26 protein-coding genes are annotated in these 22825 nt (G+C 69.6%); 19 read left to right on the forward strand and 7 right to left on the reverse strand.

Annotation, left to right across the window (positions count from 1 at the left end):
• The first annotated feature begins 2 nt into the window (after positions 1-2).
• The 10 genes from ABD733_RS01430 (at position 3) to ABD733_RS01475 (ending at position 8908) form a co-directional block, all read left to right on the forward strand.
• Positions 3-584 carry a TerD family protein gene (locus ABD733_RS01430; RefSeq protein ID WP_344793265.1) on the forward strand — a complete coding sequence of 194 codons (582 nt, stop codon included), beginning with the start codon at positions 3-5 and terminating at the stop codon, positions 582-584.
• A 13-nt stretch (positions 585-597) separates the two neighbouring features.
• Positions 598-1176 carry a TerD family protein gene (locus ABD733_RS01435; RefSeq protein ID WP_344793266.1) on the forward strand — a complete coding sequence of 193 codons (579 nt, stop codon included), beginning with the start codon at positions 598-600 and terminating at the stop codon, positions 1174-1176.
• Between the two features lie 40 nt (positions 1177-1216).
• Positions 1217-2467, forward strand: a complete 1251-nt coding sequence (locus tag ABD733_RS01440) for a toxic anion resistance protein (RefSeq protein ID WP_344793267.1) — start codon at positions 1217-1219, stop codon at positions 2465-2467.
• Positions 2468-2470: 3 nt separating this feature from the next.
• Positions 2471-2986 carry a hypothetical protein gene (locus ABD733_RS01445; protein WP_344793268.1) on the forward strand — a complete coding sequence of 172 codons (516 nt, stop codon included), beginning with the start codon at positions 2471-2473 and terminating at the stop codon, positions 2984-2986.
• 8 nt (positions 2987-2994) lie between these two features.
• A complete protein-coding gene (locus ABD733_RS01450) occupies positions 2995-3537 on the forward strand; it encodes a TerD family protein (RefSeq protein WP_344795947.1) in 543 nt (180 codons plus the stop codon).
• Positions 3538-3872: 335 nt separating this feature from the next.
• Complete coding sequence (locus tag ABD733_RS01455; RefSeq protein ID WP_344793269.1) at positions 3873-4310, forward strand: hypothetical protein; 438 nt, start codon at positions 3873-3875, stop codon at positions 4308-4310.
• 9 nt (positions 4311-4319) lie between these two features.
• On the forward strand, positions 4320-5504 hold the full coding sequence (locus tag ABD733_RS01460; RefSeq protein WP_344793270.1) for an HpcH/HpaI aldolase/citrate lyase family protein: 1185 nt from the start codon (positions 4320-4322) through the stop codon (positions 5502-5504).
• On the forward strand, positions 5501-6967 hold the full coding sequence (locus tag ABD733_RS01465; protein WP_344793271.1) for a phosphoribosyltransferase domain-containing protein: 1467 nt from the start codon (positions 5501-5503) through the stop codon (positions 6965-6967). The genes ABD733_RS01460 and ABD733_RS01465 overlap by 4 nt, the downstream gene beginning before the upstream one ends.
• Positions 6960-8099: a cysteine protease StiP family protein gene (locus ABD733_RS01470; protein WP_344793272.1), complete on the forward strand. Its 1140-nt coding sequence runs from the start codon at positions 6960-6962 to the stop codon at positions 8097-8099. Before ABD733_RS01465 ends, ABD733_RS01470 begins: the two co-directional genes overlap by 8 nt.
• Positions 8096-8908, forward strand: coding sequence for an HAD family hydrolase (locus tag ABD733_RS01475; protein WP_344793273.1), 813 nt, complete (start codon positions 8096-8098; stop codon positions 8906-8908). Before ABD733_RS01470 ends, ABD733_RS01475 begins: the two co-directional genes overlap by 4 nt.
• A gap of 113 nt (positions 8909-9021) precedes the next feature.
• On the opposite strand, the gene ABD733_RS01480 is transcribed toward ABD733_RS01475, so the two are convergent.
• Positions 9022-9273, reverse strand: a complete 252-nt coding sequence (locus tag ABD733_RS01480) for a type B 50S ribosomal protein L31 (protein WP_344793274.1) — start codon at positions 9271-9273, stop codon at positions 9022-9024.
• Positions 9274-9428: 155 nt separating this feature from the next.
• On the opposite strand from ABD733_RS01480, the gene ABD733_RS01485 reads away from it, so the two are divergent.
• Positions 9429-10886: a peptide MFS transporter gene (locus ABD733_RS01485; RefSeq protein ID WP_344793275.1), complete on the forward strand. Its 1458-nt coding sequence runs from the start codon at positions 9429-9431 to the stop codon at positions 10884-10886.
• 131 nt (positions 10887-11017) lie between these two features.
• Here ABD733_RS01485 and ABD733_RS01490 read toward each other — a convergent pair whose 3' ends face one another.
• Entirely contained in the window at positions 11018-11803 is a 786-nt protein-coding gene (locus tag ABD733_RS01490) for an ABC transporter ATP-binding protein (RefSeq protein WP_344793276.1), read from the reverse strand.
• Positions 11804-11868: 65 nt separating this feature from the next.
• Complete coding sequence (glgA, locus tag ABD733_RS01495; RefSeq protein ID WP_344793277.1) at positions 11869-13065, reverse strand: glycogen synthase; 1197 nt, start codon at positions 13063-13065, stop codon at positions 11869-11871.
• A 47-nt stretch (positions 13066-13112) separates the two neighbouring features.
• On the opposite strand from glgA, the gene ABD733_RS01500 reads away from it, so the two are divergent.
• Positions 13113-14354, forward strand: a complete 1242-nt coding sequence (locus ABD733_RS01500; RefSeq protein WP_344793278.1) for a glucose-1-phosphate adenylyltransferase — start codon at positions 13113-13115, stop codon at positions 14352-14354.
• Between the two features lie 37 nt (positions 14355-14391).
• Positions 14392-15030 (forward strand): phosphoserine phosphatase SerB, encoded by a 639-nt coding sequence (serB, locus tag ABD733_RS01505; RefSeq protein WP_344793279.1) that lies wholly within the window; start codon positions 14392-14394, stop codon positions 15028-15030.
• 71 nt (positions 15031-15101) lie between these two features.
• Here the strand turns inward: serB and ABD733_RS01510 are convergent, their stop codons facing one another.
• The gene (locus ABD733_RS01510; RefSeq protein WP_344793280.1) at positions 15102-15812 is read right to left on the reverse strand and encodes a beta-ketoacyl-ACP reductase; all 711 of its coding nucleotides are present in this window, start codon (positions 15810-15812) and stop codon (positions 15102-15104) included.
• A gap of 149 nt (positions 15813-15961) precedes the next feature.
• Between ABD733_RS01510 and ABD733_RS01515 the strand changes: the two genes are divergently transcribed.
• The 5 genes from ABD733_RS01515 to ABD733_RS01535 all read left to right on the forward strand — a co-directional run bounded on the left by ABD733_RS01515 (position 15962) and on the right by ABD733_RS01535 (position 18924).
• Complete coding sequence (locus ABD733_RS01515; RefSeq protein ID WP_344793281.1) at positions 15962-16324, forward strand: DUF3099 domain-containing protein; 363 nt, start codon at positions 15962-15964, stop codon at positions 16322-16324.
• Entirely contained in the window at positions 16321-16566 is a 246-nt protein-coding gene (locus ABD733_RS01520) for a hypothetical protein (RefSeq protein ID WP_344793282.1), read from the forward strand. The genes ABD733_RS01515 and ABD733_RS01520 overlap by 4 nt, the downstream gene beginning before the upstream one ends.
• Positions 16563-17447: an SURF1 family cytochrome oxidase biogenesis protein gene (locus tag ABD733_RS01525; protein WP_344793283.1), complete on the forward strand. Its 885-nt coding sequence runs from the start codon at positions 16563-16565 to the stop codon at positions 17445-17447. Before ABD733_RS01520 ends, ABD733_RS01525 begins: the two co-directional genes overlap by 4 nt.
• A 71-nt stretch (positions 17448-17518) precedes the next feature.
• Entirely contained in the window at positions 17519-18103 is a 585-nt protein-coding gene (locus tag ABD733_RS01530) for an RNA polymerase sigma factor (RefSeq protein ID WP_344793284.1), read from the forward strand.
• Entirely contained in the window at positions 18100-18924 is an 825-nt protein-coding gene (locus ABD733_RS01535; RefSeq protein WP_344793285.1) for a hypothetical protein, read from the forward strand. The genes ABD733_RS01530 and ABD733_RS01535 overlap by 4 nt, the downstream gene beginning before the upstream one ends.
• Before the next feature lie 27 nt (positions 18925-18951).
• Here the strand turns inward: ABD733_RS01535 and ABD733_RS01540 are convergent, their stop codons facing one another.
• Positions 18952-20550 (reverse strand): ABC-F family ATP-binding cassette domain-containing protein, encoded by a 1599-nt coding sequence (locus ABD733_RS01540; RefSeq protein ID WP_344793286.1) that lies wholly within the window; start codon positions 20548-20550, stop codon positions 18952-18954.
• Positions 20551-20698: 148 nt separating this feature from the next.
• On the opposite strand from ABD733_RS01540, the gene ABD733_RS01545 reads away from it, so the two are divergent.
• A complete protein-coding gene (locus ABD733_RS01545; protein ID WP_344793287.1) occupies positions 20699-21316 on the forward strand; it encodes a biotin transporter BioY in 618 nt (205 codons plus the stop codon).
• A 389-nt stretch (positions 21317-21705) separates the two neighbouring features.
• Here the strand turns inward: ABD733_RS01545 and ABD733_RS01550 are convergent, their stop codons facing one another.
• Together ABD733_RS01550 and sufC are read right to left on the reverse strand one after the other, a co-directional pair.
• On the reverse strand, positions 21706-22041 hold the full coding sequence (locus ABD733_RS01550) for a metal-sulfur cluster assembly factor (protein ID WP_344793288.1): 336 nt from the start codon (positions 22039-22041) through the stop codon (positions 21706-21708).
• Between the two features lie 2 nt (positions 22042-22043).
• Positions 22044-22823: a Fe-S cluster assembly ATPase SufC gene (gene sufC / locus ABD733_RS01555; protein WP_344793289.1), complete on the reverse strand. Its 780-nt coding sequence runs from the start codon at positions 22821-22823 to the stop codon at positions 22044-22046.
• Positions 22824-22825 lie beyond the last annotated feature (2 nt).

Here is a 22825-nt window from a genome sequence, read left to right on the forward strand (position 1 = left end):
ACATGGCTAGTCTTTCGCTTTCCAAGGGGCACAACCTGTCGCTGACGAAGGCCGACCCCGGCCTCAAGCGCGCGATGGTCGGTCTGGGCTGGGACCCTCGCACGACGAGCGGCACCGACTTCGACCTCGACGCCTCGGCGCTGCTCATCGGCGCCGACGGCAAGGTGCGCTCGAACGACGACTTCATCTTCTACAACCAGCTGCAGTCGGCCAACGGCTCGGTCATCCACCAGGGTGACAACCGCACCGGCGCCGGTGACGGCGACGACGAGCAGATCCTGATCGACCTGAGTCTCGTGGAGCCCGACGTGCAGCGCATCGTCATCACGGTGACGATCGACCAGGGCGACGAGCGCCGGCAGAACTTCGGACAGGTCCGCGACGCGTTCTGTCGCGTCGTCAACGAAGACACCCAGCAGGAGATCGTGCGGTACGACCTCACCGAAGACGCCGCGGCCGAGACGGCCATGATCTTCTCCGAGATCTACCGCAACGGCTCCGAATGGAAGTTCCGTGCGGTCGGCCAGGGGTACTCGACCGGCCTCCGCGGCATCGCCACCGACTTCGGCATCATCCTCGACTGAAAGCGACAGAACAATGGCAGGACTCAGCCTCGAAAAGGGCAACAACCTCTCTCTCACCAAGACCAGCCCCGGCCTCACGGTCGCGACGGTCGGCCTCGGCTGGGACCCTCGCACCACGAGCGGCGAGGCGTTCGACCTCGACGCCTCGGCACTCCTCCTGGGCGCCGACGGCAAGGTCCTTTCGTCGGCCGACTTCATCTTCTACAACCAGAAGTCGACCCCCGACGGCTCCGTCGTCCACCAGGGCGACAACCGCTCCGGCGAGGGCGACGGAGACGACGAGCAGATCGACGTCGAGCTGCTGAAGGTCGCGCCCGACGTGCAGCGCATCGTGATCGCCGTCTCGATCGACAAGGCCGACGAGCGGCGCCAGAACTTCGGCCAGGTCCGGAGCGCGTACTGCCGCGTCGTCGACCAGGACGGCCAGGAGATCGTGCGCTTCGACCTGAGCGAGGACGCCGCCCCCGAGACGGCGATGGTCTTTGCGGAGGTGTACCGCAACGGCTCCGACTGGAAGTTCAAGGCCGTCGGCCAGGGCTACACCTCCGGGCTCGCCGGCATCGCCGACGACTTCGGCGTCCAGCTCGGCTGACGCCCTTCTCGCCCGCCCCCCTTTCGAAGGAGAATCGACCATGGCTTCCCCCCTGACACCGCCGACCGACGACGAGGCCGCACTGGTCCTCCGGGCACCCGAGGCGCCGGAGATCGTGCAGGCCGACGACGCGCCCGGCATGGTCCCCGTGCCGGCCGAGCGCCAGGCCGAGATCCAGGCTCAGGCCAGGCAGTTCGTGGCCGAGGTTGCCTCTCTCGATCCGAGGTCGCCCGAGTTCACCACCAAGGTCGACGGCATCTCCGCCCTCGCCGGCAACGAGATGCGGTCGTCGGGCGACTTCTCGTCGCGCATGCTCGAGCGCTCGTCGTCGTCGGTCTCCGGGGCGAAGAAGACGAAGGACTCCGCGCAGATCGCGGTCGCCTCGACTCTCGGCGATCTCCGTTCGACGGTGGAGGACCTCACGCCGAACCAGGCCGACCTCGGGGTCGGCCGGAAGATCCTCGGGTTCATCCCCGGCGGCAACAAGCTGGCGAAGTACTTCCAGAAGTACGAGTCGGCCCAGACGCAGCTCGACCACATCATCAAGTCGCTGATGTCGGGTCAGGACGAGTTGCTGAAAGACAACGCCTCACTCGCCGGCGAGAAGGTGCAGCTCTGGGAGACCATGCAGCAGCTCAGCGAGTACGCGGTCTTCGCCAAGGCGCTCGACGGCGCGACGGTCGAGAAGATCGACTCGTACCGGTCGTCGGGCCGGGTCGACGAGGCGCAGAAGCTCGAGGCCGACGTGCTGTTCCCGATCCGGCAGCGCCACCAGGACATCCTGACTCAGCTGGCCGTCTCGGTGCAGGGATATCTCGCGATGGACCTCATCCGGAAGAACAACCTCGAGCTCATCAAGGGCGTCGACCGGGCCCGCACCACGACCATCGCGGCCCTCCGGACGGCCGTGATCGTGGCGCAGGCGCTGGCCAATCAGAAGATGGTGCTCGACCAGATCGACGCCATCAACACGACGACCAACAACATGATCCTCAAGACCAGCGAGATGCTCCGCGATCAGACGACGCGGATCCACGAGCAGGCGTCGAGCTCCGGGGTCAGCGTCGAGACGCTGCAGAAGGCGTTCGACAACGTGTTCGCCACGATGGACTCCATCGACTCGTTCCGGTCGCAGGCGGCTGCGAACATGCAGGGCACCGTCTCGGCCCTCGAGCAGGGCATCGAGCGGTCGAGGCCCTACCTCGAGCGCAGTCGCCAGGGCGAAGCGGCCGAGAACTCGTCGCAGATCGGCTCCGGCCGCCCCACCGGCCAGATCGGGAGCGGGCGGTAGTCGGTGGCAGGACGATTCCTCGGGAGCCTCTTCGGCCGGCCGCCCGTCGAGGTGGTCGACGACACCCCGGTCGACGAGGTCCAGGCCGATGCCGAGCGCGCCGCGCGTGAGCTGGACGCTCTGCGCGCGCTGGTGCGGCGCTCCGGCGCCCTCCTGCCGCCCGTCGTGTCGTCGAGGTTGCGTCACCTCGACGACCTCCTCCGCGTGGTCCTCCAGGCCGCCGACGCGGAAGACGCGTCGACCGAGCAGCGGTACCTCCTCGACGCGATGATCCGCGACTACCTGCCGACCCCGCTCCACTCGTACCTCGCCCTGCCCGAGAGCGACCGCGCCGTCACGGCCGGCCCCACGGTCCTCCTGCTCGGTCAGCTCGAGGTGCTCGAAGAGACCGTCCGCGACCTCCTCAACCAGATCCGGATCCACGCGATCGCCGAGCTCTCCACCCACGGCCGGTTCCTCGCCGACAAGTTCGACGGCCCCTCGCTGGTGCTCGACTCGCCGTCCTCGACCTCGTCGTGACCGTGACGATGGTCCCCGGGGCGAACGCCGCCCTGACGGCGGAGAACCCCGATCTCACCCGCGTCGTCGTGGCCCTCGGCTGGGACGTCATCGAGAGCCACGGCCCCGAGGCGGAACTCGTCCCGCTGGCGGTCCTCTGCGGCGACGACGGCCGCGCCCTCTCGAACGAGCACCTGGTCTTCTTCAATCAGATCGTCAGTCACGACGGCTCGGTGGCGTTCGTCGACGACGCAGACGACGAGGAGATCGACGTCGACCTGTCGGCGGTGCCGCCGGAGGTCGCGAAGATCGTCTTCCTGGTCTACGTCGACCCCGACGTCCGCGGGGTGGGCACCTTCGCGTCCGTCCGGTCGGCCTACATCCGGGTCGCCACCGAGGACGGTCGCGAGCTCGTGCGGTTCACGGTCCCCTCGGGCGACAACCGCAGCATCAACGCGATGATCTTCGGCGAGCTGTACCGGAACCGCGACCAGTGGAAGTTCCGGGCCCAGGGGCAGGGCTACACCAGCGGGCTCCGGGGCGTCGCCGACGACTTCCGGATCAGCCTGTGACGGCGGGGGGGCCGACGACGACCCGGAGCGACCTCGTCTTCCTGCGACGGCGCGTGCGACCCGAGCGGGAGCGTCCGCAGCAAGTGGAGCGTCCGCAGCAGGCCCCGCGTCCGCAGCACGCGACGCATCAGCAGCAGGCACCGCGTCCGCAACAGGCGCCGCGTCCGCAGGCCGCCCAGGCCCGACCGCCGGCCTCCACCGGTCTCTCGCTGGGGGCACCGTCGACCGCTGCTCCGAGGCCCGCGCGCCCTCGTCTGCCGCAGCCCTTCGCGGCTCCCGGCCTCGGCGACGTGCGCGAGATCGACGGGCGGTCTCCCGTCGTCAGAGTCGATCGGGTGCGCTCGGCCGTCGGCACGCTGATCATCGCCGGGGCCTCGAGTGTGGCCTGGGAGTCGGTCTCGGGTGTCACCGGCGCGGCCACCAGCGAGGGCGAGATCACCGGATCGGCGGCGCCGACCGACGGCAACCGGCCTCTCGTGGAGTTCGAGAACGGAGCGGTGCTGGTGACGCTCCGGCACGTCCGGGAACTCCGCCGGGCCCTCGTCCTGGGCCGCCGGACGGAGGCTCTCGCCCTCCGCTTCTTCGACGGCGCGACGCTGACGGTTCCGACGGGAGTGCCGGAGCGGCTCTCCCTGCTCCAGATCCTCGTCGTCGACGGCATGCTCGAGCTGCGCTCGGAGCCCGTCGACCCGTCTCTGGCAGATCCGAGCATTCACCAGGAGTTCGGTTTCTCGATGACGCGTCGATTCGCTCTCCCCGACGGCCCGGGCTGAGAATCAAGGATGCGCCACTTCCCCTTCCTGACCGACGAGCAGCGGACGAGGCTCTTCTCCGTCGAGCCGCGCGAACTGACCGTGGCGAGTCCGGCGCCCCTGGTCGCCGCGGCCCTCGGCGCCACGCTGTACTCGCCGGGAGACCGGCCGACGCTGGTCGCCGACGTGCAGAAGATGGCGGCCCGGGGCTGCTTGAGCATGGTGCTCTGCCTCGAAGACAGCATCTCCGACCGCGCGGTCCCCGAGGCCGAGCAGACCGTCGTCGACGCCGTCGTCGAGCTCGCGCGCCTCGACGCCGAGAAGCTGCTCGTCGACGAGCTGCCGCTGCTGTTCGTCCGCGTCCGCACTCCCGAGCAGATGCGGAGCATCACCGACCGCATGGGGGCGGCCGTCGCGATCCTGGCCGGCTTCGTCATCCCGAAGTTCCGCGCGGGCGAGGGGTACGGCCAGGCGTTCCTCGACGCCCTGCACGACATCCGGAGGGCTGCACCCGAGCAGGCGCACCGTCTCCGCATCATGCCGATCCTCGAGTCGCCCGAGATGATCCACTCCGAGACGCGGGTCGAGGCGCTGGCCGACATCGCGACCGTGCTCCGCGAAAACCGCGACGACGTCCTCGCTGTGCGGATCGGCGCGACCGACCTGTCGAGCATCTTCGGTCTCCGGCGTTCCCGTGATCTCACGATCTACGACGTGAAGGTCGTGTCGTCGGTGATCTCCGACGTGGTGAACGTCCTCGGACGGACCGACGGCGGCTTCGTCATCACCGGGACCGTCTGGGAGCATTTCGCCGACACGGAGCGGCTCCTCCGCCCGCAGCTGCGTCTCACGCCGTTCGTCGACGCCAGCGACGAGGATCTACGCCGCCGCCTCCTCCTGCAGAACTTCGACGGCCTCATGCGCGAGATCTCGCTCGATCAGGCCAACGGGCTCCTCGGGAAGACCGTCATCCACCCCTCCCACGTCCCGGTCGTGCACGCCATGAGCGTCATCAGCTCCGAGGAGTACCTCGACGCTCTGGCCATCGACGCCGACCTCGGTGGCGGTGTGTCGGCGTCGCCGTCGCGCAACAAGATGAACGAGATGAAGCCCCATCAGGCCTGGGCGCAGAAGACCCTTCTGCGCGCCGCCGCCTTCGGGGTCGCGGCCCAGGACGTCACCTACGTCGACCTGCTCGAAGCGAGCATGCGGTGAACGACGAGCATGGGCTGTCCGGCGTCGTCGACCCGGGCGGATTCGTCGCGGAGCGCTTCGGCGTCCGACTCCACACCGATCAGGAGGCGAGCGTCGTCCCCGTCGGACGACTGGTCGGGCTCGCGCTCCGGAAGAACCCGCGCCGGGCCCACCTCCTCGTCTCGACCGTCCTGGCGAAGCACGTGCCGACCGACCCGGCGACGACGATCGCCGCGGGTGCCCTGCTCGGCGTGCTGGTCGCCGAGCTCCTCGCCGCCGAGGGCGGGGTCCCGCGGCTGCCGTCGGCCCGGGCGAGGGCGTTCGGCGATCGACTCACGGAGGTCCTCGAAGGGAGGGGCAGAGCCGACGGTCTCCGGGCCCTCCTCGTCGACGCGAGGGTCTCCGATCCTGCGCTGTCGGTGATCGGATACGCCGAGACGGCGACCGGCCTCGGCAGGATCGTGGCCGACACGCTCGGAGCGGCGTACATCCACTCCACGCGCCTCGACGTGCCCGGCTCGCGCTCGTTCGCCGGCTTCGAGGAGGAGCACTCGCACGCGACGAGTCACCGGCTGCTCCCCCGCCGGAGCGACTGGTTCCGCGCCGGAGGGACCGTCGTGCTGGTCGACGACGAGGTGAGCACCGGATCGACGATCATCAACACGATCCGTTCGCTGCACGCCGTCGTGCCGCAGCGCCGGTGGGTGGTCGCCGCGCTGATCGACCTCCGCTCCGGGGTCGACCGGGCCCGCTTCGACGCCCTCGCGGCCGAGCTCGGCGCCGCGATCGACGTCGTGGCCCTCGGGACCGGCAGCATCGACCTCCCGAGCGGTCTTCTCGACGAGGCACAGCGGTTCTTCGCAGACACGGCTGATGCCGTTGTGCCCGACGCGCACGTCTCCGCGCCGGGAGCCGTGTCGCTCGTCGACCTCCGCGCGCACCCGCCCGTCCCCCTCGACCGGTTCGGCACCCTCGCCGACGAGCGTCCCGACCTCCTCGCCGGGTCCGAGACGGCGCGTGCCCTCGCGGCGGCCGTCGCGGCGGAGGCCGCGGTCCCGCGGCGAGATCCGCAGGATCACGACAGCCCGCCTCGCGTCCTCGTCCTCGGCACCGAGGAGGCCATCGCCCTCCCGCTGGCCGTCGCCGACGCGCTCCGCGAGGCGACGACGGCCGAGGTGGTCTTCTCGACGACGACGCGCTCTCCCATCCACCCTCTCGACCGCGGCGACTACGCGATCCAGACGGCGGTCCGCTTCGACCGGCACGACCGGGTGCTCGATGACGAGCCGCGGCGCTACGCCTACAACCTCACCCGGGGCGGCGAACGCTTTGACGAGATCGTGCTCGTCCCCGAGCCCGGCACACCGGAAGACGCCCTGACCGGGCCGGGCAGCGTGACCGAGGCCCTCGCGGGCGTCGCCTCCCGGGTGACCGTGATCCTGCTGACCGCCCCTCTCGCCCCTTCGGAGTCCTCCCGTGCCTGAGCCCCTCACCTCCCCCGCCTTCGGGTCGTACTCCCCCGACGACGTCGGCTGGCTCCTCCACGACCTCGGCGACCTCGCCCTCGAGGCCGACGCGGCGACCCGCGAGGCCGAGATCCAGTCCGGGCGGGCGAACTACGCCGAGTCGCTGCCGATCGAGTACGTCCCGACCGCCGAGTACCAGGCGCTCTATCGCGAGGCGCTCGAGCGGTCGAGTCGCAGGATCGCCGAGGCGGTCGGGGTGGTCACCGAACTCGCCCTCGCCGCGCGGCGGGCGACACCGGTCTTCGTGTCTCTGGCCCGTGCCGGGACCCCCGTCGGCGTCCTGATGCGGCGCTGGGCCCGGGAGGTCCGCGGGCTCGACGTGCCGCACTACACGATGAGCATCGTCCGGGGCGTCGGGATCGACGAGACGGCCCTCCACTACCTGGCCGAGCACCACGATCCCGGAGACGTCGTGTTCGTCGACGGCTGGACGGGCAAGGGCGCGATCGCCCGCGAGCTCTCGGCGGCGCTCGCCCTCTTCGCGGAGCGGACCGGCATCCGATTCTCCGACGACCTGGCGGTGCTCGCCGATCCCGGTCACTGCGTCACGATCTTCGGCACGCGAGACGACTACCTGATCCCCTCGGCGTGCCTCAACTCGACCGTGTCCGGTCTCGTGTCGCGGACCGTCTACAGCCGCGAGCTCATCGCCCCCGGTTCGTTCCACGGCGCGAAGTTCTACCGCCACCTCTCGGGAGACGACGTGTCGCAGGCCTTCATCGACGCGGTCGCCGTGCACTTCGCCGACGTGGCGCCGGAGGTCGAGGCCCGGCTGCGCGCCGAGGCGGGCTCCGACGTCACGGCGACCTGGGTGGGCTGGCAGGCCGTCGAGAGGATCAGCCGCGAGTACGGGATCGGCGACGTGAACCTCGTGAAACCCGGCGTCGGCGAGACGACGCGCGTACTGCTGCGCCGGGTGCCGTGGAAGATCCTGGTGCGGTCCTCTGCCCGCGCCGAGGTCGCGCACGTGCTCCTCCTCGCCGAGCAGCGAGGGGTCGAGGTCGTCGAGGTCGACGAACTGCCCTACAGCTGCGTCGGCCTGATCGACCCCGTGGGCGTCGGTCCGACAGATGCGGCGGGAGCCGCATGACGGCCGTCCTGGTCGCGTCCGACCTCGATCGGACCCTGATCTACTCGGCTCGGGCCCTCCTCCTGGAGGCCGCCGACGCCGACGCCCCGCGACTCGTCGTCTCCGAGGTCTACCAGGGTGCTCCGCTGTCGTTCATGACCCGACGCGCCGAAGACGCCCTGAGCAGGATCGCGTCCCGAGCGGCATTCGTGCCCGTCACGACCCGCACCGTGGCGCAGTACCGCCGCGTTCGGCTTCCCGGCGGGGTGCCCGAGCACGCCGTCACGTCGAACGGCGGCACGATCCTCCACCGCGGCGAGATCGACGAGGGCTGGAACCGCTCTCTCCGGCGGCGGACCGCCGAGACGTGCGCCCCGCTCGTCGACGTGCAGGCGCTCCTCACCGACCCCTCGAGGAGTTCGTGGGTGCTCCGGGTGCACGATGCCGAGAGCCTCTTCCTCTACGCGATCGTGGACCGCGACATCCTGCCTGCCGACGACCTGGCGGCTCTCTCCGAGCGGTGCGTCGAGCTGGGGTGGGTCGTCTCGGTCCAGGGCAGGAAGCTCTACTGCGTGCCTACGACCATCGACAAGCGCTCGGCGGTGGCCGAGATCGCGAGCCGGACAGGCGCCGACACGGTCCTCGCCCTCGGCGACTCGCTCCTCGACGAGGGCATGCTGACCGGGGCCGACCTGGCGTTCCGCCCGGCCCACGGCGAGCTGCACGACGTCGGCTTCACCGCGTCGCACCTGACGGTGACATCGAGCCGGGGGGTGCTGGCCGGCGAGGAGATGCTCCTCGGCATCGAGGACGTCATCGCCGGCGGCTGAGGTCTGTGCTGCCGGCTTCCGCTGCCGCAGGTCGACCGGTGCGCCCGGGCACGACGAAGGCGCCCGACCGAGGTCGGGCGCCTTCTCGATTACTGCCTGCTTGCGGTGGCCGCCTACTTGCTGCCGAAGTTCTTGAAGCGCTGGTTGAACTTCTCGACGCGACCGGCCGAGTCGAGGATGCGCTGCTTGCCCGTGTAGAACGGGTGCGAAGCCGACGAGATCTCGACGTCGATGACGGGGTAGGTGACGCCGTCGAGCTCGATGGTCTTGTCGCTGGTCGCGGTCGAACGGGTGAGGAAGGTCTCACCGGACGCGAGGTCGCGGAACACGATCGGGTTGTAGTCGGGGTGCGTAGCGGTCTTCATGGGGTTCCTCTGAGTGTGTGCGCCCTGGTTTTTGCCAGCGCTGAACGGGTGGCGCGGAGGCCAACCAGCAACAATACCAGACCGGCGGCATCCGGTCAGGGTGCGCCGGGTGATCCTGCGCTCTCGCATGTCATATGGCAGCAGCATGGACGCCCATGAGCACGAGCAGAGAAGCCGAGACCGACACCCGCTTCTTAGGGCAGCCGCGCCCCCTGGCGACGCTGTTCGGCGTGGAGCTGTGGGAGCGGTTCTCGTTCTACGGCATGCAGGGCATCCTGCTGCTGTACCTGTTCTTCTCGACGGCCGACGGCGGGCTCGGCATCGACAAGGCGACGGCCGCCGGTATCGTCGGCGCCTACGGCGGCGGGGTGTACCTGTCGACGGTGCTCGGCGCGTGGGTGGCCGACCGGCTCCTCGACTCGCAGCGGACCCTCCTCGTCAGCGCGATGATCGTCATGCTCGGGCACATCGCCCTGGCGGCGCTGCCCGGCGCTCTGGGCGTCGGCGTCGGCCTGATCCTGATCGCCATCGGCTCGGGCGGCCTCAAGGCGACGGCCACGAGCCTCGTCGGCACCCTCTACTCCGAGGGCGACACGCGTCGCGACGCAGGATTCTCGCTTTACTACCTCGGCATCAACCTCGGCGCGTTCTTCGGTCCGATCCTCACCGGCCTCCTCCAGTCGTCCGTCGGATTCCACTTCGGCTTCGGTCTGGCGGCGGTCGGCATGGCGGTCGGCCTCGTCCAGTACGCCGTCGGACGCAAGAACCTTCCCGCCGACTCGCGGATCATCCCGAACCCGCTCCCCCGCGATCCGCGGCGACGCATGGCCGTCGTCGCGGCGATCGGCGTGGTCGTGATCGTCCTGGCGGTGGTGTTCCGCCTCGTCACCGCGACCAACCTGGCCACGGTCGTCATCGTCGTCACCGCCGTCGCTGCGGTCGCCTACTTCATCGTGATCCTGAGCAGCCGTGTCATCTCGCGCGACGAGCGGAGCCGCGTGATCGCGTTCATCCCGCTGTTCCTCGCCAGCACCGTCTTCTGGTCGATCTACCAGCAGCAGTTCACGGTCATCACGATCTACACCGACGAGCGGCTCGACCGCTCCGTGTTCGGGTGGGAGTTCCCGATCCCGTGGGTGCAGTCGATCAACCCGATCTTCATCATCATGCTCTCGGGGGTGTTCGCGGCCCTCTGGACGAGGCTCGGCTCGAGGCAGCCCTCGACACCGGTCAAGTTCGCCGGCGGCGCGATCGTGGTCGGTCTCGCGTTACTGCTGTTCCTGCCGTTCTTCGGGACCGGGCCGCACGGCACCCCGGTCATCGCGATCGTGCTGATCCTGCTCGTCTTCACCGTCGCCGAACTCCTCCTCTCGCCGGTCGGCCTCTCGGTCGCGACGAAGCTGGCGCCCGAGCGGTTCCGCACGCAGATGGTCGCGCTGTTCTTCCTGTCGGTGGCGCTCGGGACCGCGATCTCGGGCCGCCTCGCCGGCGTCTACAGCCCGTCGGACGAGGTGCCGTACTTCGGAGTGCTGGGCATCGTGGCGATCGCCGTCGGGGTGGTGCTGCTGCTGCTGGCGAAGCCCGTGCTGCGGCTCATGCGAGGCGTGCGTTAGGGGCTGCTCGCGTGTCGGCGGGTGCTCGCAGCAGTGGGCGCGCCTCCGGGGGCCCGCCGACTGCGGCCACGACCCGCCGACACCCAGCGAGTGCAGCGCGCAACGCGGAGTCACGCACCAGCGAGTGTGACCTACTCGGTCGCGCGAGCGGTGTAGCGGCCGCCCTCTTCGCTCACGGTGAGCGGCAGGCCGAAGGTCTCGCCCAGGATCTCGGCGGTGAGCACCTCGGCCAGCGGCCCGGAGGCCTTCACACGGCCGTGCGACAGCAGCAGCGCGTGCGTGAAGCCGCGCGGGATCTCCTCGACGTGGTGGGTGACCATGACGATAGCGGGGGCGCCCTCGCTCGACGCGTAGCCGCCGAGCATGCGGAGGAGCTCCTCGCGGGCCCCGAGGTCGAGCGATGCGGCCGGCTCGTCGAGGAGCAGGAGCTCGGGGTCGGTCATGACCGAGCGGGCGATCTGGACGCGCTTCTGCTCACCGTCGCTGAGGTCGCCGAAGGTGCGCTCGGCGAGGTGACCGAGGTTCCACTCGTCGAGGACTCGGTGGGCACGGCGGACGTCGACGCTCTCGTACTCCTCGTTCCAGCGACCGGTGACCGAGTAGGCCGCCGTCAGGACGACGTCGAGGACGGTCTCCTTCGGCGGGATCCGCCGGGCGATCGTCGTCGATGCGAAGCCGATGCGGGGCCGGAGGTCGAACAGGTCGACGCTGCCGAGGTCTTCGCCCAGGATCTCGGCCTCACCCGACGACGGGTGCGTCTGCGCCGCCGCGACCTGCAGGATCGTCGTCTTGCCGGCGCCGTTCGGGCCGAGCACCACCCAGCGCTCTTCGGAGTCGACGGTCCAGCTGACTGCGTCGACGACCGGAGAGCCGTCTCGGACCACGGACACGTCGGTGAGCTGGAGAACGGTGGGCATGGTCACACTCTATTCGAGGGGAGGCCGGGGAACGGCGAGGTGGTGGAGGCTGTGGAGAACGCGTGTCAGGCGAGGTCGCGGTAGATCTCGAGCGTGCGCTCCGCGATGCTCGACCAGCTGAAGTCGAGCTCGGCGCGGGCTCGCCCGGCGCGTCCCATCAGCCGGGCGAGGCCGGGGTCGGCAACCGTCTCGGTGAGGGCGGCGGCGAGATCCTGAACGAAGCGGTCGGGGTCGAGGGGCGTGCCTGTGCCGTCGGTCGCCTGGTCGATCGGCACGAGGCGGCCGGTGAGGCCGTCGGCGACGACCTCGGGGATGCCGCCGGTCGCGGTGCCGACGACGGGGACGCCGCAGGCCATCGCCTCGAGGTTGACGATGCCGAGGGGCTCGTAGATCGACGGGCAGACGAACACGGTCGCACTCGACAGGACCGCGCACAGCTCGTCACGGGGCAGGATGCGCTCGATCCAGACGACGCCGGTCCGGGTCTGCTTCAGGTCATCGACCAGCGCCGTCACCTCGGCCATGATCTCGGGGGTGTCGGGTGCTCCGGCGCAGAGGATCAGCTGGACCTCGGGCGGGAGGAGCGCGGCCGCGCGCAACAGGTAGGGAAGACCCTTCTGCCGCGTGATCCTGCCGACGAAGACGACGGCGGGACGCTCCGGGTCGATGCCGAGCGACCGGACGAGCTCGGGCTCGTCGAGTCGACGCCAGCCCTCGAGGTCGATGCCGTTGTAGACGACGCTCACCTTCGACTCGTCGATGGTCGGATACGAGCGCAGGATGTCGCGCCTCATGCCGTCGCTCACGGCGATCACGCGGTCGCAGGTCTCGTACGCCTGCCGCTCGATCCAGCTCGACACGCGGTAGCCGCCGCCGAGCTGCTCGGCCTTCCACGGGCGGAGGGGCTCGAGGGAGTGCGCCGTCAGGACGTGGGGGACGTCGTGGAGCATCTGGGCGAGCTGTCCGGCCGCATTGGCGTACCAGGTGTGGGAGTGGACGACATCGGCGCCCTCGACGTCCTGAGCGATGGCGACATCGACGCCGAGGGTCTTCAGCGCACCGTTGGCGTGCGCCAGCTCGGTCAGGTCGGGGTAGCCCGTCGTGCCGTCCTCGCCGGGGGCGCCATCGCTGCCCGAACCGGTGAACGCCCGGACGCGCACATCGATCGACGGACGGAGGGCCTTGACCAGCTCCGTCACGTGGACGCCCGCGCCGCCATAGACGTTGGGCGGGTATTCCTTGGTGATCACATCGACTCGCACGGCCTTTACCGTAGTCGCCCGCGCGAGAAACGTGCCATTCTGGCCACATGGCATCAAAGAAGATCTTCGGCATCGTGTTGGCCGGCGGAGAAGGCAAGCGACTGATGCCTCTGACAGCAGACCGCGCGAAGCCCGCAGTCCCGTTCGGCGGAAACTACCGCCTCGTCGACTTCGCCCTGTCCAACCTGATCAACTCGGGTCTCCGTCAGATCGTCGTCCTGACCCAGTACAAGTCGCACAGCCTCGACCGGCACGTCTCGCAGACGTGGAGCATCGAGGGCCTCCTCGGGGCCTACGTCGCCTCCGTGCCGGCGCAGCAGCGACTCGGCAAGCGCTGGTTCGCAGGATCGGCCGACGCCATCCTGCAGAGCCTCAACCTGCTCCGCGACGAGAAGCCCGACATCGTCGTCGTGGTCGGCGCCGACCACGTCTACCGGATGGACTTCGCCCAGATGGTGGAGGCGCACATCGCCTCGGGCAAGAGCGCGACCGTCGCAGCGATCCGCCAGCCCATCTCGCTCGCCGACCAGTTCGGCGTGATCCAGACGAACGCCGACGACGCCACCCTCATCGACGCCTTCCTCGAGAAGCCGAAAGACCCTGTCGGGCTCGCCGACTCCCCCGAGGAGGTCCTGGCCTCGATGGGCAACTACGTCTTCAACGCCGACGCGCTGATCGACGCGGTCCTCCGCGACGGCGAGAACACCGCGTCGAACCACGACATGGGCGGCGACATCATCCCCGACTTCGTGTCGCGCGGCGACGCCGCCGTGTACGACCTCAACCGCAACGAGGTCCCGGGCTCCACCGAGCGCGACCGCTACTACTGGCGCGACGTCGGGACCATCGACTCGTTCTACGACGCGCACCGCGACCTGATCGCGGCGCTGCCGGTGTTCAACCTCTACAACACGGCGTGGCCGATCTTCAGCCAGCAGCTCAACTCGCCGCCGGCGAAATTCGGCCGCGACGAGCACGGCAACCCGGGCAGCGTCATCGAGTCGATCGTCTCGCTCGGGACCGTCGCCGTGGGCTCCCACGTCGAGCGCAGCGTCGTCGGCCCGTGGAACACCCTCGACTCCGGCTCGCGCGTCGTCGACTCGGTCCTGTTCGACCGCATCTACGTCGGCAAGAACTCGATCGTCAACCGCGCGATCCTCGACAAGGACGTCGTCATCGTCGACGGCGCCCACGTCGGTCTCGACGCCGAGGCCGACCGTGCTCGCGGCTTCACCGTCACTCCGTCCGGCATCACGGTCGTCGGCAAGGGCGTCCGCGTCGAGCAGTAGGGCGTAACGCGCGGCGCCCCGCCACTAGCCTGGTCGGGTGCCGCGCTTCCTCATCGTCCTCGACGTCGACTCCACGCTCATCGACGACGAGGTGATCGAGCTCCTGGCCGATGCGGCCGGCTCGCACGCCGAGGTCCGCGACATCACGGAGCGCGCGATGGCGGGCGAACTGGACTTCGCCGCGAGCCTCCGCGAGCGGGTCGCAACCCTCCGCGGGCTCCCCATGTCGTGCTTCGACGAGGCGCTCGCCACGATCACGGTCACCCGGGGCGTCCCCGAGATGATCGCCGGCGTGCACGCGGCGGACGGCCTCGTCGGAGTCGTCTCCGGCGGGTTCCACGAGATCCTCGACCCGCTGGCCGAGCGGCTCGGCCTCGACCGCTGGCGGGCCAACCGGCTGGGCGTCACCGACGGGCACCTCACGGGCGAGGTCGACGGACCGGTCGTCGATGCGCGCGCCAAAGCCGACGCGCTCCGCGGGTGGGCGCAGGATGCGGGCATCCCGCTGTCTCAGACCCTCGCGGTCGGCGACGGCGCGAACGATCTCGAGATGATGCAGGCCGCCGGGCTGTCGGTGGCATTCGACGCCAAGCCCCGCGTCCGCGCGGCCGCGGACGTGGCGCTCAGCACGCGCGACCTCTCGCAGATCCTGCCGCTCGTCGGCCTCCGCGGCTAGCTCGTCGACCACGAAAGCGGCTCGCGACCACTCTGCTGCGTGGTCGAGAGCCGCTTTCGCGGTCGGGAGGGCTAGTGCCCCATGCCGAGGCCGCCGTCGACCGGGATCACGGCGCCCGAGATGTAGCCGGCGTCGTCGGAGGCGAGCCAGGTGATCGCGCGGGCGACCTCCTCAGCGGTGCCGTAGCGCCCCGCCGGGATGCTCTTCTTGTACTCGGCCTGCTGCGCCTCGGGGAGCACGGCGGTCATGTCGGTCTCGATGAATCCGGGGGCGACGACGTTCGCGGTGATGCCCCGAGCGCCCAGCTCGCGGGTGATGGAGCGCGCGAAGCCGACGAGGCCGCTCTTCGAGGCGGCGTAGTTGGCCTGACCCGCGCTGCCGTAGAGGCCGACCACGCTCGAGACGAGCACGATCCTGCCGAAGCGGGCCTTCAGCATGCCCTTGGAGGCGCGCTTCACGACGCGGAAGGTGCCGCCGAGGTTGGTGTCGAGGACCTCGGTGAAGTCGTCCTCGGACATCCGCATGAGGAGGGTGTCGCGGGTGATGCCGGCATTGGCGACGACGACCTCGACCGGGCCGAGCTGAGCCTCGACCTCGGTGAACGCCGCGTCGATCGACGCGGAGTCGGTCATCTCGGCGCGGACCGTCAGGGTGCCCTCCGGACCCTCGCCCGAGCGGGCCGTCACGGCGACCCGGTGGCCCTCGGCGGCGAACCGCTCTGCGATGGCGAAGCCGATTCCGCGGTTGCCTCCGGTGACCAGGACGGTGCGGGGCGTGGTCATGGTGTCTCCAAGTCGTTCGGTGTCGAGAGATCGAGACGGCGAGGCGCTTGTGCACAGCCCGCTTCGACCTCGACAAGCCTAGTGTTCTGCTGTGGACTACTCAGCATCCCGCTGTGTCCCCCTCCCCGTCGCACAGAGCCTGTGAAGTGATGAAGATCAAGTCGAAGAAGAGCAGTTCGGTCCTCGCGGTCACGACGCTGCCGCCCGCGCCGATCGATGAGCGCCGCGGCCGCATGATCCGCTACTCGCTGGCGATGCTCGTCCGTCTCGTCTGCGTGATCATGGCGCTCGTCGTGCCGTTCGGCTGGTGGACCCTCGCTCCGGCGCTCGGCGCGATCATCCTGCCGTACGTCGCCGTCGTCCTCGCGAACGTCGGCCAGGAGGGCGCGCGCGGCGAGGTCGAGCGGCCCGGCGCCGTCGAGGTCTACCGCCCGCAGGAGGCCTACGACCCGACGCAGTTCCGGGGCGAGACCTACCAGGCCTCCCCGTCGCGCCCCGAGAACGAGCGATGATCCTGGGGGCTGCCGGCCCCGACCGGGTCGAGTGCTCCCGCGCAGGATGCCGCGAGGACGCCGTCTTCCAGGTGAATTGGCGGAACCCCAGGATCCACTCCCTCGACCGCGTGAAGGTCTGGGCCGCGTGCGCCGAGCACGTAGACTTCCTTGCAGATTTCGTGCGCTCCCGTGACTTCCCCGTGGCGGTGACAGCGCTGGGCGAGACCGTCGACACGGTCGGAGCGGAGAGTGGCTCGTGAGGGAGTGGCGCTTCGTCCTGTCGAAGAAGTGGCTGGGGTACCTCGCGGTCGCCGTCGTCTTCGCGGTCGTCTGCGTGTTCCTCTCCCACTGGCAGTGGGAGCGCAGGGCTGAGAACCTCGCCCTGCAGGATCGCCTGAACGCCAACTACAACGCCCGTCCGGTCGCGATCACGAGCATCCTGCCGGAGCTCGACTCCTACTCGGCCGCCGACGAGTTCAAGCCGGTGCGGGTCACGGGCCGCTACCTCGTCGACAAGACGTTCCTCGCTCGAGACCGGAGCTACAACGGATTCCCGGGCTTCGAGGTGCTCGTGCCCCTCGAGACCACGTCCGGCCGGGTCTTCGTGATCGATCGCGGCTGGGTCCCGACCGGCAACACGCACGACGCGCCCGACTCGATCCCGGCTCCCCCGTCGGGTCGGGTCACCGTCGTCGCCCGCCTCAGCCAGTCCGAGGCCGACGTGCCGGGCCGCACCGACATCCCGGGCACGAACGAGCTGGCGCGGATCCAGCCGGCCGACATCGCGAAGCGCCTGCAGCTGCCCACCTACACCGCGGCCTTCGGGCAGTTGAAGAGCGAGACCCCCGAGACGGCCACCCTGCCGAAGCTAGCGCAGAAGCCGCAGATCGACTGGTCGCTCAACCTGTCGTACGCCATCCAGTGGGTGATGTTCGCCGTGGCCGCATTCGGGTTCCTCATCTACGTGGTCCGGCAAGAGTACGACGCCCTCAACTCCGACGAGGAGGACCAGCGCTGGCTCGAGGAGGAGCGGGAGCGGAAGCGCCTCAAGCGCGGCCCGTCCGACTCCGACCTCGAAGACCACGACCTCGACGAGAAGGGCTACGAGTCGTCGCTCCCGGGCACCCGCATCAGTCGCTGAGACCGATCGGGAACCTTTTCCGGCCAGCGGACATCAGTGGGTAGAGCACCATCTACCAGGGGGAACACGACATGCCCGACGAGAGCACGGTCTGGCGACGCGCGCGCGACGGAGACCCCGACTCGTTCGGCGACATCTTCGACGCGCACCGCGACCGCGTCTACGGCCAGGCGCTCCGTCTCACGAGGTCGGGCCACGACGCCGAGGACGTCACAGCCCTCGTCTTCCTCGAGGCGTGGAGGCGGCGGGCCTCGGTCCGCCTGGTCGACGGGTCGGTGCTCGCCTGGCTCCTGGTGACGACCAACTACGTCTCCCTGAACCACGCCAGGACGGCCAGGCGCCACCGGATCGCCCTCGCGAAGATGCCGCGGCAGGATCACGCGGACGACCACGCCGACGAGATCCTCGAGCGGTTCGACGCCTCCGGCCGCGAGAAGCGGCTGCGCGCCGCGTTCCAGAAGCTGTCGCCGAGCGACCGTGACGTCCTGACCCTCTGCGTCGTCAACGACTTCCCCCTGGCCGAGGCGGCGACCGCCCTCGGCATTCCCCTCGGAACCGTCAAGTCGCGGTTGTCGAGGGCCAAGCGGCGCCTCGCCGCGCTCACGCAGTCCCACGACCCGGCCGACACCTCGCGGGCGATCGGAGGCACGAAATGAATCACGACTCCCCCCGGCTCGATCCCGAGCGCGCTTCGAGCATGCGCCGCATGCTGGTGGACACCGCAGCAGGATCCGCAGCACTCCCCCGACGGCGACGCCCCGCGCTCTTCGTCGTCGTGGCGGCGGCAGTCGTCGTCGCCCTGGGCGGCGGCGGGGCACTCGCCTACGGACTCGGGCACGCAGGATCCGGCCGTGGTCAGGCGATCGCGCCGGTCCGGACTACCTCGGCCCGGCCCCTCGATCCTGCGACGCCCTCGAAGACGCCCGACCCCGGCGGCATCGTCGACCCGGCGGGGACCCCGAGCCCGACGCCGCTGCCGACTGGGCCCGATCTGACGGACCCCTCCTCGTGGAAGATCACGACCGCGGGCGTGGGGCCGCTCACCCTGGGCGGGAGCCAGACCGCCGAGAGCGCCGATGCTGCCGTCTCGTTCGACGTCACCGCGCCGGGATACTCCTGCCCGGTCGACTTCTACGCGCCGAAGGCGGGGGTCGTGTCGCCGAAGATCGTCACGCAGGCCGCCGAGGGCGACCGGATCGACACGATCCTCATCGGCGAGCTCGGAACGGCGGTCCCGGCAGTGTCACCGAAGACGCCGTCCGGGATCGGGCTCGGGGCGACCCAGGCGGAACTGCTGGCGACTTACCCGGGCATCGAGGACCTCACGGTGTCGTCGGACGGTGCGTCGACCTTCGGTCAGGCCTACGGGATCCGTGACGGCCAGGGACGCTGGCTGAGCTTCTCGCTGGATGCCGACGGCCGTGTGGGCGAGATCGCCATGTCGTACACGAAGGGCGCGGCCGGGGAATTCTGCTGACGGTCGCGCTGGCCCGGCTCCGGTCCGCTACGCCAGCGTGATCAAATCCGAGTAGTCCTTGGTCCAGTGGTCTTCGGTGCCCTCGGGCATGATGAGCACGCGCTCGGGGTTCAGCGCCTCGACGGCGCCCTCGTCGTGACTGACGAGCACGACGGCGCCCTCGTAGTTGTTGAGCGCGTCGAGGATCTCGAGGCGCGACGCGGGGTCGAGGTTGTTGGTGGGCTCGTCGAGGAGCAGCACGTTGGCACCCGACACGACGATCATCGCCAGAGCGAGCCGCGTCTTCTCGCCGCCGGAGAGCACGCCCGCGGGCTTCGCCGAGTCGTCTCCCGTGAAGAGGAACGAGCCGAGGACCCGCCGCGCCTCCATCTCGGTGATGTTGGGCGACGACGACACCATGTTCTCGAGGACGCTCCGCTTGACGTCGATCGTCTCGTGCTCCTGGGCGTAGTAGCCGATCCGGAGTCCGTGCCCCGGCTCGAGCTGCCCGGTGTCGGGCGCGTCGACGCCCGCGAGGATCCGCAGGAGCGTCGTCTTGCCGGCACCGTTGAGGCCCAGGATGACGACCTTCGACCCGCGGTCGATCGCGAGGTCGACCGCCGTGAAGATCTCGAGAGAGCCGTAGCTCTTCGACAGGTTCGACGCCATCAGCGGCGTGCGGCCGCAGGCGGCCGGCGTCGGGAACCGCAGCTTCGCGACGCGGTCGACGGCGCGCACCTCGTCGAGGCCCGCCAGGAGCTTCTCGGCCCGCGCGACCATCTGGTGGGCGGCGGCGGCCTTCGATGCCTTCGCGCCGAAGCGGGCGGCCTGCTTCTGCAGCGCACCGGCCTGCTTCTCGGCGGTGGCGCGCTCCTTCTTGCGGCGCTCCTCGTCGGAGGCGCGCTGACGCTGATAGTGCTTCCAGCCCATGTTGTAGATGTCGATCTGCTGGCGGTTCGCATCGAGGTAGAAGACGCGGTTGACGACCTCGTCGACCAGCTCGATGTCGTGGCTGATCACGATGACGCCGCCCTGGTACGTCTTGAGGTACTCGCGGAGCCAGACGACCGAGTCGGCGTCGAGGTGGTTGGTGGGCTCGTCGAGGATCATCGTGTCGGCGGCCGAGAACAGGATGCGCGCCAGCTCGATGCGACGGCGCTGACCACCCGAGAGGGTCGACAGCGGCTGGTCGAGGATGCGGTCGGGCAGGCTGAGGTTGGAGGCGATGCTCGCGGCCTCCGCCTCGGCTGCGTAGCCACCGAGCGCGTTGAAGCGGTCGTCGAGGTCGCCGTAGCGCTTCATGGCCTTCTCGGCGATCGCAGGATCGTCGCTGCCCATCTCCTGCGTCGCCTGCTGGATCCCGAGCAGGATCTGCCCCAGACCGCGGGCGTCCAGGATGCGCGTGCGGGCCAGGTCTTCCGGGTTGCCGGAGCGGGGATCCTGCGGCAGGTAGCCGATCTCGCCGTTGGACTCGATCGTGCCGCCCGTCGGGAGGGTCTCGCCGGCGAGGGTCTTGGTCATCGTCGTCTTGCCGGCGCCGTTGCGGCCGACCAGGCCGATCTTGTCTCCCTTGTCGACGCGGAACGTGACGCCCTCCATGAGGAGGCGCGCGCCTACGCGAATTTCGAGGTCGTGCACGGAGAGCACAGCGAAAGTCCAATCATCTGAGGAGGTGTCCACAACGCCGCCCGCCGGTGGGCCGCCCCTAGGATGAAAGGGATCGAAGCGTGGACCGTTTCGCGGCTCGTGATCACTCGTATCAGGCCGGTCAACCCACCCATTCTAGGAGATTGCATTGACGAACACCGCCGTACCTGTCCTCAGGCCCGTCCTCGCCGACCGCTTCGTCTCGAAGAGCCTCGCCACCGACGCCGCCCTCGTGCTGGGCGGTGTCGCGTTCACGGGTCTCATGGCGCAGGTGCAGGTGCCGCTGTGGCCGGTCCCGATCACCGGTCAGACGCTCGCCGTCATGCTCGTCGGAGCCACGCTCGGTGCCCGCCGCGGTGCGCTCTCGCTCACCCTCTACATGATCCTGGGCCTCGTCGGGCTGCCGCTCTTCGCCGGTCTCGCCGGCGGCGTGCACAGCCTGGCCCTGCCGAGCTTCGGCTTCATCCTCGGCTTCATCCCCGCGGCCGCCGTCATCGGCTGGCTGTCGGAGCGCCGCTGGGACCGCCGCCCGATCCTGTCGCTCGGTGCATTCTTCCTGGCCAGCCTCATCCCGTTCGCGATCGGCCTCCCCTACCTCGCCGCGTCGCTCGCGCAGCTGGGGCTCCCCCACGACTTCGCCTCGGTGATGGCCGCGGGCTTCACGCCGTTCATCGTGGGCGGCCTCGTGAAGTGGGTCGTCGCCGCCGGCTCGCTGCCGCTGCTCTGGAAGGCCGTCGGCGCGCTCGGTGCGCGTCGGGGCCGCTGAGCGCGCTCCCCTGTTCTGCTCCGAAGGCCCCCGGCGTCCTGCCGGGGGCCTTCGTGTGTCTGCTGCGCCGCTCCGCCCGCTCCCTGCGTACATATGGACGGAGATCCGTTCCCGATCCTGCCCGCGCGTACATATGGACGGAGATCCGTTCCCGATCCTGCCTGTGCGTACATATGGACGGAGAGTCTCGCGCGACGCCCCTCCGATCGGCATGAAATGACGCAGGATCCGCGGAACTCCGTCCATTTGTACGCACGACGGGCTGCGAGCACCGATCTCCGTCCATTTGTACGAAAGAAACGAGAAGGCGGGTGAACGCGGCAGTGGGCGGGTCTCCGGAGACCCGCCCACTGCTGCATTCACCCGCCCACCTGGGCGGCGCGACCCTACTAGATCGAGAACCCGATCGCGCGCATCATGTCGCGGCCGTCGTCGGTGATCCGGTCGGGACCCCACGGCGGCATCCAGACCCAGTTGATCCGGAACGCGTCGACCACGCCGTCGAGGGCGTTGGCCGTCTCCGACTCGATGACGTCGGTCAGGGGGCAGCCGGCGCTGGTCAGCGTCATGCTGATGATGAGGGCGTTCTCGACCTCGTCGTCCATTGCGAGGTCGTAGATGAGACCGAGGTCGACGACGTTGACGCCGAGCTCAGGGTCCATGACCTCTTTCAGCGCCTCCTCGACCTGGTCGAACTTCTCGGGCGCGAGCGCGACTGCTGCCATGATCAGGCCTCGGCGCCGGCGGCGGCAGCCGCAGCGCTGACGTAGCGGTCGTAGCCCTCGTTCTCGAGCTGGTCGGCCAGCTCGGGGCCGCCCTGCTCGGCGACGTGACCGTCGACGAACACGTGGACGAAGTCGGGCTTGATGTAGCGCAGGATCCGCGTGTAGTGCGTGATCATAAGGATGCCCAGGTCGGTCGACTGGTGAGCGCGGTTCACGCCCTCCGAGACGATCTTGAGAGCGTCGACGTCGAGACCGGAGTCGGTCTCGTCGAGGATCGCGAACTTCGGCTTGAGGAGCTCCAGCTGCATGATCTCGTGGCGCTTCTTCTCGCCGCCGGAGAAGCCCTCGTTGACGTTGCGCTCGGCGAACGAGGAGTCCATCTTGAGGTCGGCCATGTGCGTGCGGAGGTCCTTCACCCACGTGCGGAGGGCGGGGGCCTGGCCGTCGAGCGCCGTCTTCGCCGTGCGGAGGAAGTTCGCGACGGTGACGCCCGGGATCTCGACGGGGTACTGCATGGCGAGGAAGAGCCCGGCCTTGGCGCGCTCGTCGACGGTCATGTCGAGCACCTCCTGGCCGTCGAGCAGGATGGAGCCGCCGTCGACCTTGTAGCGCGGGTGACCGGCGATCGTATAGGCGAGGGTCGACTTGCCGGAGCCGTTGGGGCCCATGACGGCGTGGATCTCGCCCTTGTTGATGGTCAGGTCGACGCCCTTGAGGATGGGCTTGTTGCCCTGCTCGGTGTCGATCGAGACCTGGAGGTCGCGGATTTCGAGGGTAGACATGG

Origin of the sequence: Frondihabitans peucedani (assembly GCF_039537585.1) — a bacterium.
Classification (GTDB): domain Bacteria; phylum Actinomycetota; class Actinomycetes; order Actinomycetales; family Microbacteriaceae; genus Frondihabitans; species Frondihabitans peucedani.

What these genes read in the sequence shown, in the direction of transcription:
- ABD733_RS01430 (WP_344793265.1), top strand. Translation starts at nt 3, where the DNA reads ATGGCTAGTCTTTCGCTTTCCAAGGGGCACAACCTGTCGCTGACGAAG.
- ABD733_RS01435 (WP_344793266.1), top strand. Translation starts at nt 598, where the DNA reads ATGGCAGGACTCAGCCTCGAAAAGGGCAACAACCTCTCTCTCACCAAG.
- ABD733_RS01440 (WP_344793267.1), top strand. Translation starts at nt 1,217, where the DNA reads ATGGCTTCCCCCCTGACACCGCCGACCGACGACGAGGCCGCACTGGTC.
- ABD733_RS01450 (WP_344795947.1), top strand. Translation starts at nt 2,995, where the DNA reads ATGGTCCCCGGGGCGAACGCCGCCCTGACGGCGGAGAACCCCGATCTC.
- ABD733_RS01460 (WP_344793270.1), top strand. Translation starts at nt 4,320, where the DNA reads ATGCGCCACTTCCCCTTCCTGACCGACGAGCAGCGGACGAGGCTCTTC.
- ABD733_RS01475 (WP_344793273.1), top strand. Translation starts at nt 8,096, where the DNA reads ATGACGGCCGTCCTGGTCGCGTCCGACCTCGATCGGACCCTGATCTAC.
- ABD733_RS01480 (WP_344793274.1), bottom strand. Translation starts at nt 9,273, where the DNA reads ATGAAGACCGCTACGCACCCCGACTACAACCCGATCGTGTTCCGCGAC.
- ABD733_RS01485 (WP_344793275.1), top strand. Translation starts at nt 9,429, where the DNA reads ATGAGCACGAGCAGAGAAGCCGAGACCGACACCCGCTTCTTAGGGCAG.
- ABD733_RS01490 (WP_344793276.1), bottom strand. Translation starts at nt 11,803, where the DNA reads ATGCCCACCGTTCTCCAGCTCACCGACGTGTCCGTGGTCCGAGACGGC.
- ABD733_RS01500 (WP_344793278.1), top strand. Translation starts at nt 13,113, where the DNA reads ATGGCATCAAAGAAGATCTTCGGCATCGTGTTGGCCGGCGGAGAAGGC.
- ABD733_RS01510 (WP_344793280.1), bottom strand. Translation starts at nt 15,812, where the DNA reads ATGACCACGCCCCGCACCGTCCTGGTCACCGGAGGCAACCGCGGAATC.
- ABD733_RS01515 (WP_344793281.1), top strand. Translation starts at nt 15,962, where the DNA reads ATGAAGATCAAGTCGAAGAAGAGCAGTTCGGTCCTCGCGGTCACGACG.
- ABD733_RS01520 (WP_344793282.1), top strand. Translation starts at nt 16,321, where the DNA reads ATGATCCTGGGGGCTGCCGGCCCCGACCGGGTCGAGTGCTCCCGCGCA.
- ABD733_RS01530 (WP_344793284.1), top strand. Translation starts at nt 17,519, where the DNA reads ATGCCCGACGAGAGCACGGTCTGGCGACGCGCGCGCGACGGAGACCCC.
- ABD733_RS01535 (WP_344793285.1), top strand. Translation starts at nt 18,100, where the DNA reads ATGAATCACGACTCCCCCCGGCTCGATCCCGAGCGCGCTTCGAGCATG.
- ABD733_RS01550 (WP_344793288.1), bottom strand. Translation starts at nt 22,041, where the DNA reads ATGGCAGCAGTCGCGCTCGCGCCCGAGAAGTTCGACCAGGTCGAGGAG.
- sufC (WP_344793289.1), bottom strand. Translation starts at nt 22,823, where the DNA reads ATGTCTACCCTCGAAATCCGCGACCTCCAGGTCTCGATCGACACCGAG.